The sequence below is a fragment of the Stenotrophomonas sp. STEN021 genome (assembly GCF_056760175.1).
This window is the reverse complement of record NZ_JBRREH010000143.1, coordinates 1-5139: the sequence shown is the minus strand read 5'-3', so window position 1 is coordinate 5139 and position 5139 is coordinate 1. Positions and strand designations below refer to the sequence as shown.

At 58.2% G+C, this 5139-nt stretch carries 4 protein-coding genes; 1 reads left to right on the top strand and 3 read right to left on the bottom strand.

All coding sequences use genetic code 11. From position 1 onward, the window contains the following. Positions 1–796: 796 nt before the first annotated feature. Positions 797–1027 carry a DUF1653 domain-containing protein gene (locus ACVOL0_RS19970; protein WP_481550563.1) on the bottom strand — a complete coding sequence of 77 codons (231 nt, stop codon included), beginning with the start codon at positions 1025–1027 and terminating at the stop codon, positions 797–799. A 521-nt stretch (positions 1028–1548) separates the two neighbouring features. Here ACVOL0_RS19970 and ACVOL0_RS19965 point away from each other — a divergent pair. Continuing rightward, positions 1549–2235 carry a YozE family protein gene (locus ACVOL0_RS19965; protein WP_481550562.1) on the top strand — a complete coding sequence of 229 codons (687 nt, stop codon included), beginning with the start codon at positions 1549–1551 and terminating at the stop codon, positions 2233–2235. Between the two features lie 47 nt (positions 2236–2282). Here the strand turns inward: ACVOL0_RS19965 and istB are convergent, their stop codons facing one another. After that, positions 2283–3047, bottom strand: a complete 765-nt coding sequence (gene istB, locus ACVOL0_RS19960) for an IS21-like element helper ATPase IstB (protein WP_481550561.1) — start codon at positions 3045–3047, stop codon at positions 2283–2285. Between the two features lie 19 nt (positions 3048–3066). Continuing rightward, positions 3067–4608 (bottom strand): IS21 family transposase, encoded by a 1542-nt coding sequence (gene istA, locus ACVOL0_RS19955; RefSeq protein ID WP_481550560.1) that lies wholly within the window; start codon positions 4606–4608, stop codon positions 3067–3069. Between the last annotated feature and the right edge of the window lie 531 nt (positions 4609–5139).

The following is a 5139-nucleotide window of genomic DNA, read 5'->3' as shown; positions in this document are numbered from 1 at the left end:
TCTTCTTCCGCTTGCCCGTGTGTTCCGCGTCCCCGAAGCTCAGCTGCATCGTCGTCATCCGTCGAACCTTGCGCTATTGTCGCCGAGGAATTGTTCAGAGCATCCCTAGGTAGCAGCACCATCGATCGCGGTACTGTCGTTTCATCACGATCGTGGAAAGGATGCTTAAGAACGAGAGTTCAGATGGAAAACGCAGGTATTGTCAGGCTGTGCGCTGACGCTCGATATCGCAAGGGTTCCATCATTTTCCTAAAAGTACGCAGGTCGGCCATAGGTCACTACGTCGAAGATCTGCCTAAAAGATCATTCAAGTCACTGCCCCTTGGCTGACTGAAATGATTGTCGCCAATCCGCCTCTCGTCCCAGCTTCTGAGACAGCGCGGCGCCATGCTGGGCCATGCTTCCGCAGAACTTCAAATGGGCCAAGGTGGCCGACTTCGAGAGCCAACTCACGGCGATTTACGTCAATGAGATTGCCGTATCCCGATTGGTCGAGCGGCTGGACGGATCGTGGTTCGTGAACCTCGCGTACCACCTGCCTCCACCTGGTGGAGCGGTGCTGCATCCGCCGCGCAACTGCCGGAGCTATGAGACCGGTAAGGCGGGATGCGAGGAGTGGGCACGGCGGAATGAGCGCAGATTACGAGCTGAGACGGCAGCGATTGCGTTCAAGAGGTGGGGGCATCGATAGCGTGAGCTGCCTCCGGACTTGTCATTGCGCAGGTCCGTCTCGTTGTGGTTCTTTTCGGCTCTTGCACGGTGCTGCGTGTGAAGTGGTCACGCCTGCACGCGGGTATCAGCCTTGGTAGGCAAACCTTGGTTGGGAGACACCTTCGACAGCCACCTGCTCCACGAACATCGTATAGGGCCGGGCCCACACGCCCAGGTCGCCATACAAGGGCTTGTAGAGCACCAGGGCCTCCAATGTTTCGCTGCTCCGGGCGATGCCGATGACTTCGTATTCGCCGCCTTTGAAATGGCGATAGCGTCCAAGCGCGAGGCTGGGAAGAGGTGGAAGATCGGACATTGATGATTTCTCTGTCGGGTACGGCGGCGGATCGTACCAGTTGGAAGAAAGGCCTGTCCTGCGAACCGAGAACGAGACCGGCTTCGATCCATGGTGGTGGGCGCCTATCGGCTCAAGGACTCTTGATGCCAAACGGCAACCACCTGATCACCCAGCGCCAAACAAACTGATCAGTGCCGCCAAACAAACTGGACAGCGACGCCAAATGATCTGGTCAGCGCCGCCATCCAACTGGACAGTGAGCCGGAGCGAGCTTTTGGACCCAACACCATAGGTTGGCCAGGCTGGACAAGCTATGTGTCCGCTCTGGGGCGATTCGCCCCCCCTCCGACGCTGTCTTGGCACGAGCCGATCATCCGTTGTAAGCTAACAAACAGGCCCATGCGCGGGCCCGCTCGTCCACAAGGCGAAGTCGAACTGACAGCGCGGGAGTTTCTACTAGACCTGCCTTGACCTTCAAAGGTCGCCGCTGGCTTGGTGTGTGGGCGCATCGATCTTGTAGCGACCGCGGATATAGAGTCATGGCCAATAGTTTTTCGTCTGCACAGATCAGCCGCCTCAAGCGTCAGGCCAAGAAGGTAGCGCGTGAGAGTTCCTTGATTCATGCCGAAGCCCTCGATCTGGTTGCAGCAGAACAAGGTTTCGCCAACTGGTCACTTCTTTCAAAGGCGTGCGATCTGTCGGTCGCGCGCCGAGAGAAGATCCCCGAGGCAACCAAAGCTTCGGCGCGGACTAGGTACTACCTGCATGGCGACCAGGACGAGCAGGACCCTTCCGTCTACTACTGCGCACGCTGTGATCTGTTCAGCACGCCCGATCATTTCAGCGATACGGGCCTGCATCGGGGCCAGTCCGATGAAATGCGGTACTTGGACTCAATCGAACGCTGGAACGAGGCAAGCGCGCCGTGGCGGGCAAAGTGGCGTCGGCCGGAGGACGCAATAAACCTGCTGGCGGCAAAGGCGGTGTCCATTAGTGCTGCCTATCAGAAGTCCCGCTCTTCTTTCCACCGTTGGCTCCTGACTCAGCTTGACCGCGATGACAACGTGGCTGATTTGGCGGTGGACGTTCGTGCTGACAAGGCTTTTCCTGTAACCGCAAGTAGCCTGCAAGAGATACGGGCCTACCTCTCAAGGCACGGAGACCATGTGTTAGATGCATTGGAGCAAGCTTGGGGTGAGTTCTCCGCTAGTCACCGCGAGCGTTGAAATAGAAGGGGGGGCGGGCTACGGCCGTCCCCTCTGCTCCCCATTGATTAGAGGATTGGAACTAGGTCGCCGTTCGCGCCGATTTTTCGCTTGCGCATCGACTCGCCCTTGAGCGTGAGCTTGTGGCTGCTGTGGATGAGCCGATCCAAAATCGCATCAGCCAACGCCGGATCGTTGATGAATCCATGCCAGTCCTTGACCGGTAGTTGGCCTGCGATGAGAGTGGCGCCGGTTCCGACGCGATCATCCAGCACCTCAAGCAGATCTGCACGGCCACGGCCAGTGAGTTGCGTCAGACCGAAGTCGTCCAAAATCAGCAGCTGCACTTTGGCCAGCTGGTTCCGCAGCTTCATCAACGAACCATCAACATGGGCGATTTCCATTTCTTCGAGTAAGCGACCGACCCGCTTGTAGGCGACGGTGAGACCCTTGCGCGCCGCTTGCACACCCAGGCTACAAGCGAGCCAAGTCTTGCCGGTGCCGGTGCCGGTATGGCCAGTGACCAGCACATTCTGTTGACGCTCGATCCAGCGGCAAGTCAGCAGATCCGCCACCACTGAACGATCCAAGCCACGGCCCGGACGATAGTCGATGGCTTCGGGCTCAGCGTTGACCTTGAGGCGTGCGTTCTTGAGCAGTCGTCGCAGTCGCTGGCTGTCGCGGTGACTGCTTTCGGCATCGACCAAGTGCCCCAGGCGCTGCTCGAATGCCAACTCGGTATACGCCATCTGGCTAAGCTGCTGCTCCAGCCCCTCCAGCATCCCGCTTAGCCGGAGATCGCGTAGTCCGTCCATCGTGTTTTGCAGGGTCATGTTAGGTTCTCGTGGTGGGTTAGCTGTAGTAAGACGCGCCGCGCACGTTCTCGTGGGCGGGTATGGGATCGTCGTTGGCGGCGAGTGCGCCTGTGAGCGGTGTGTGCTCTATGCCGCGTTGAAGCATCGACTTCACCGAACTGATGCTGTTGGCATGGGCGTGTAGCGATCGGTCACAGGCAGCCTGCACTCGTTCGGAGCCGTATTCACGAACCAACTTTTGCAGACCACGACAGGCCTGCAGTGATTGCGCTGGCCGTCGATGGAACTCAATGTGGTGCAAGACGAAACGATGTACAGCACCACCTAAGTGCTCTGCCCATGCAATCAGCACACTCGCATCATCTTGCGAGTAGGCGCGGTGCGCCTTGGGTTGGTGCTCATCCAGAGTGCTACAGCCACCCAGGTCGTCGTACCGCCGCCGGTGGGATGCGACACGGCGTTCACGGTGAAAAACCATCATCCAGTCATGTGTGGCCTTGACGTTGACTTTGGCGCCGACCAAGACGTAAGGCACCGAGTAATAACGTCCAGCGCATGGAACGTGATAGTCCTGCGAGACGGAAACCTTGAGTTTCCATTCGGCGAACTCGTATGAAACCACCGGCAAGGGATCAAGCGCAGGGGCATCCAACTCGTCGAAGAGCTGCTGGCGACTTTTGCCGCCGCAACCGCGCATCGGACGGGCATTCATTCGCTCGGTCAGCTCTGCGATCGCGGCGTTCAAATCACTGAGCGTGTAGAAGGCCCGATTGCGCAGGCGCGCAAGAATCCAACGCTGGGCAATCTGTACTCCAACCTCGACTGCCGCCTTGTCCTTGGGCCGCCGTGGGCGTGTTGGCAGCACGACGGTATCGTAGTGCGCCGCAAACTCGGCGTAGGTCATGTTCAACAGTGCCCCCTCCTGTCGCGAGATGGACGTGACCGCTGCCTTAAGATTGTCGGGAACCAGAAACGTGGGTACGCCACCAAAGAACTCCAGTGCTTTGGCATTACAAATGATCCAATCGGGCAATCGCTGGGTGTGCACTGCATAGACGAAAGTCTTACGGCTGGCGCCCATGACAGCCACGAACAGTTCCACCGGCGTCTTTTTGCCGGTAGCACGATCGGTGAGTGATGGCCGGACACCGGAGTAGTCCAAGAACAGTTTCTGGCCAGGCCAGTGGATCTGGCGCATAACTAAGCCACGAGCACGCGCATAGCGGCGATAGCGCCGCCGAAACTCGGTCTCCGACATCGCGCCGGATTCGAGGCCCAGTGCGTACTCCTCGTGTAGCAGCACGAGCGTGACGCCACGACGCTGCAGCTCTTTGTGCACGTCAGCCCAATCTGGCTCGATGAACAACTTCTTGTGACGGCTCCGGTGGGGGTTGAGCTTTCGATCTAGCGCCAACTCATTAAGTGGCTCGATTTGCTCCCATGAAACCAGTGCTTCTTCGCTCAGTCGCTGCCGATAGCGCCCTACAGTGGTGGGCGAGCAAGCTAGCTTCTCGCCGATCTGTCGATTCGACAGATCGGTGCGCAGCAGTAGCCGGCACACGTCTTTCAACAAACTCATTATGCATCCTCATAGGCGCGGTTACCTGTCCCGATCCATCACTGAGATCGGAGCACAGACCGCCAGTCGTCGAGCCCCATCAGGGCGGCGACACTTGACGACAGGGAGAAGGATGCAGAAAATCGCAGGTGTCAATTTGTTGCTGCATCCCGAGCCCCCGAGCGCGCCAACGCTTGGGGGTTTTTTATGTCCCGTATAGATATCTACAGGTCTAGGTCATGGGCGGCTCCGCATTGGAGTGAGCACCCCCGGAAGCCGCCTGTCGAGCCACCCACTGTTTGACTTCGGCAGTGAGAAACAATCGTCGCCGCCCTACTCGAAAGGAGGGGGGGGCATCGGAAACCCTCGACTCAGTCGGTTGCGCGCTGTGTTTTCGGAAATTTTTAGAATCCGGCTCACATCCAAAAGTGTCATGGTGTCTGACCACCTCCCAGCTTTTTGAGCCAGCCAAAAGTAGAGAAATTCGGCGAAACTAACCCCAAGCAGAGAGGTGGTTTTGCCATGAAGAAGTCGAAGTTCACCGAAGAGCAG

Coding starts and splice junctions, on each gene's coding strand:
- istB (WP_481550561.1), bottom strand. CDS start 3,047: ATGACCCTGCAAAACACGATGGACGGACTACGCGATCTCCGGCTAAGC.
- ACVOL0_RS19965 (WP_481550562.1), top strand. CDS start 1,549: ATGGCCAATAGTTTTTCGTCTGCACAGATCAGCCGCCTCAAGCGTCAG.
- ACVOL0_RS19970 (WP_481550563.1), bottom strand. CDS start 1,027: ATGTCCGATCTTCCACCTCTTCCCAGCCTCGCGCTTGGACGCTATCGC.
- istA (WP_481550560.1), bottom strand. CDS start 4,608: ATGAGTTTGTTGAAAGACGTGTGCCGGCTACTGCTGCGCACCGATCTG.